Consider the following 3165-nt stretch of genomic DNA (forward strand, 5'->3'; position numbering starts at 1 on the left):
GCTAGCACCATTTTCATGCTGTTCCTCGCTCGCATGTTGGCTCCTGATGCGTTTGGCTTGGTGGCAATGGCAACAGTAGTGTTCGAGCTGGCGAATGCTTTTGTCAACTCTGGTCTAGGTGCGGCGCTAATACGTAGCAAGTCTGTGTCAGATGCTGATTTGAATACGGTGTTCTTCACCAACTTAGGGCTCAGCCTGGCCGCCTATACTACAATATTTATCAGTGCCCCATTCATTGCTGCTTTTTACAGCCAGCCGGAGTTAGCCGCACTGGTGCAGACGATGGGGTTGGTAGTTTTCATCAACGCGTCAAAAATAGTCCAGATGGCTGTATTTAGCCGGGATATGGATTTCAAAACGCAGATGAAAGCTAACACCCTGGCAACAGTAGTGTCTGGTGTTCTTGCTGTAATAGTAGCTTATCAGGGTTGGGGAGTATGGAGTCTGGTAGTGCAGATGCTTACCCAAGCAGTCGTATCGGCGCTGGTTCTGTGGATGGCCAGTAACTGGAGGCCTAGCTGGCAATTCTCAATAGAGTCATTCTCGCGGCTATTTGCCTTTGGTCGAAATTTACTTGCAGAAGGCTTGCTCTCTGTCGCCTATCAGAATTCATACATTTTGGTGATCGGTCGATTTTTTAGTGCGGAGGTGACAGGACTTTATTTTTTTGCTAAAAAAATAAGTAATCTGATTTCACAGCAACTGACAGGGGCAGTGCAACAAGCGACTTTTCCGGCACTTGCCACCTTGCAAGACGACAATACTACGCTGAAATACAAGTATCGCCAGATCATGCAGCTGATGATGTTTTTGGTCGCGCCCATCATGATGTTGCTGGCAGCCTTGGCATCGCCACTGATTGCCATTGCTTTCGACGAAAAATGGCAAGGTTCAGTACCTTATCTCCAGTTGCTATGTATTGTTGGAATGATTTTCCCCCTGCACGCTCTGAATATAAATCTGCTCAACGTAAAAGGGCGCTCCGATCTTGTGTTTAAGGTAGGCCTTGTAAAAAAAGCAGTTAACTTAACTATGCTGTTCTTGGCTATACCCTATGGTGTATTAGGAATTGTCATTTCACAGGTGTTCGCGACATTTCTATCCCTAGTTCCTAATACCTACTTTTCGGACAAGCTTGTAGGGTACTCGCTAGATGAGCAGGTTAAAGATGTCATCAAACCCATCGGTGCAGCGGTTTTGGGTGGCGCATCAGCCTGGTGGTTGGCGGATGTTTCACAAGTACATCAAGTTGTCACATTGATTCTCTCGGGGCTCGTGGGGTCGGGTGTTTACATACTTGCCAGCTTTTTGATTAAAGCTGAGGGAGCTTTAATGCTGTGGGGCCAAGTGTCCAAGCGACTGAAGCGGGCTTAGGTTATTGGGGAATAGATCTTTTATGTCAGTGGAATGTTTTCGAAGTGGTGATGTAGTGCCTCAACCGCCGGAGCCTAGGTCGGAAGAGGAGATTATTGCGGGGTGGAGCGGTGATGCTGACCGACCAGCTTTGGCAATCTGTTGTATCGTATATAATCATGCTGAATTTATTGCAGACGCCTTGAATGGTTTTTTGAGTCAGGTAACTGATTTTCCATTTTCTATCATTATTCATGATGATGCTTCCACTGACGGCACCCAAGATATTATTAAAAAATACGGAAAAAATTATCCAAAAATAATTAAAACAATACTACAGGAAGAGAATCAGTATTCTAAAGGCCGCCGTGCATTATCTTTTTTTCAAGGGGTTTCAGATGCTAAATATTTAGCAGTTTGCGAAGGAGATGATTACTGGCTAGACTCAACAAAGCTGAAAAAGCAAGTAGACTATCTTGAAAAACATCCTGAATGTGTCATCACGGGACATGATGCATTCATCACTGATGAAACAGGGCTAATTGTTAAGCCATCAAAGTTGCCAGATGGTCATAAAAGAGACTATTCATCAGATGAGCTTGCTGAAGGAAAAGCGTGGATTCTAACCATGTCTTGGGTTTACCGTAATGTGGTGGAAGATTTTGCACCCGAACGTAATATGGTTCGCAATGGAGATAATTTCCTCACATCTATCTTAGGGCAGTATGGTGGTAGTCACTATCATCATGATATTAAACCGGCAGCATATCGAGTACACGCTGGTGGAGTTTGGTCATCTGCATCAGAAGATAAGAAACAGGACGATCAAATAAATACTTGGTTTTGGATGTATCGCTATTATAAAAGGATAGGGAAGCCAGAGTTGGCTGGTATCTACTTTTCCAGGTTTCAAAGTATTGTTTTTAGGAAGAGCTCATTCTTGAAGTTAGCAAAAGCTTCGCTTATTAAGTTTTTTATGATTGATTCAGCAAAAGTAAAGTTAAGAGAGATGATGGGGCCAAACAGAATTGTTCGTATCAAGCGATTATTGGGTAAAATTTAGTCGATTTGCGGTATTTCGCAAGTGATTGTTTATTAAGGTTGTTAGCGATAAGTGGGACTCTTATAGTTTAGCGGTCTCAATGACCAAGTGAAAAACTTAACCCGTCAGGTACTGTGTTGCCAAGGGCAACTGTTACCGCTCCTACTGGAGCCTCTCTACGAGCATGACTTCCTGGATTGTTCGTACGGCTTTCGGCCGGGGCGCTCGGCACACCAGGCCATCAAGACGGTGTGGGACGGTCTGTCGTTGATGGGGGGTGGCTGGCCCCCACTGTCAAGCTAGTTGGAGTATCAGCGGCTGTTAGACTCTGAACGATGTGGGGCGTGGCGAGGTTCCGATGAAGTACTCCGACGAGCGCCGGGAAGCCATCCTCAAGAAGCTGCTCCCGCCGCATAACCGCACGGTGGCGGAAGTGGCCCAGGAAGAAGGCATCTCCGCGGCAACGCTGTACACCTGGCGCAAGAAGGCTCGGCAAGCAGGCCGCCTCCTGCCGGACCAGAGTGATGACCCTGAGGGCTGGAGCTCGCAGGACAAGTTCCATGCTGTGCTGGAGACGGCAGCCCTTAGCGAGGCCGAGCGCGCCGAGTACTGTCGGCAGCGCGGCCTCTACCCTGAACAGATCCAGCGCTGGCGGGCGAGCTGCGAAGGTGCCAACGACCGGAGCGATGCCAGGGAAAATGCATGAAAAACCGCTCTACGACGGGCCTCGTAGCGCTTTACCAATAGGAGCTCATGTGGTCATCTAGCAG

3 protein-coding genes are annotated in these 3165 nt (G+C 47.3%); all 3 read left to right on the forward strand.

From position 1 onward, the window contains the following. Positions 1–1374, forward strand: a 1374-nt coding sequence (locus Q358_RS17610; protein ID WP_043488457.1) for a lipopolysaccharide biosynthesis protein, incomplete at its 5' end; no start/stop codon positions are given. Positions 1375–1396: 22 nt separating this feature from the next. After that, complete coding sequence (locus Q358_RS18390) at positions 1397–2416, forward strand: glycosyltransferase (RefSeq protein WP_084286585.1); 1020 nt, start codon at positions 1397–1399, stop codon at positions 2414–2416. Positions 2417–2753: 337 nt separating this feature from the next. Continuing rightward, on the forward strand, positions 2754–3101 hold the full coding sequence (locus tag Q358_RS17615) for a transposase (protein ID WP_043488458.1): 348 nt from the start codon (positions 2754–2756) through the stop codon (positions 3099–3101). Positions 3102–3165 lie beyond the last annotated feature (64 nt).

Source organism: Halomonas halodenitrificans DSM 735 (assembly GCF_000620045.1).
Classification (GTDB): Bacteria; Pseudomonadota; Gammaproteobacteria; order Pseudomonadales; family Halomonadaceae; genus Halomonas; species Halomonas halodenitrificans.